Origin of the sequence: Streptomyces sp. NRRL S-1022 (genome assembly GCF_000720135.1) — a bacterium.
In the GTDB taxonomy this organism is placed as follows: Bacteria; Actinomycetota; Actinomycetes; order Streptomycetales; family Streptomycetaceae; genus Streptomyces.
This window is the reverse complement of record NZ_JOIU01000136.1, coordinates 1-401: the sequence shown is the minus strand read 5'-3', so window position 1 is coordinate 401 and position 401 is coordinate 1. Positions and strand designations below refer to the sequence as shown.

Annotated in this window: 1 protein-coding gene; it reads right to left on the bottom strand. The window is 74.3% G+C overall.

The features are described from left to right. The coding region (locus tag IG05_RS0141185; protein WP_030349197.1) for a class I SAM-dependent methyltransferase at positions 1–401 on the bottom strand (401 nt) is incomplete at both ends.

The following is a 401-nucleotide window of genomic DNA, read 5'->3' as shown; positions in this document are numbered from 1 at the left end:
TCTCCTCCCCGGTCGGCTCGCGCAGCACGCGGGCCCGCAGGCGCAGGCCCGCCTTGACCAGGTGCTCCGCGACGGAGTCGGGCGTGCGCCAGTAGTAGTCGAGGGCGATGTCCCGGCCGAAGCGTTCCGTCATGTGCAGGTGGCCCCCCTCGTCGCCGCTCTGGAAGCCGAGCAGGACGTGGCCGCCGGGCACCAGGACGCGGTGGAACTCGGCGAAGGCCGCCGGCAGGTGGTCGTCCGGGACGTGGATGACCGAGTAGAGGGCGAGCACGCCGCCCAGCGTGGCGTCCGGCAGATCCAGCGCCGTCATCGAGCCCACGTGGAAGCGGATCCCGGGATGGGCCTGCCGGGCCACGGCCACCATGCCGGGGGAGACGTCCACCCCGAAGGCCGGGCCCCCC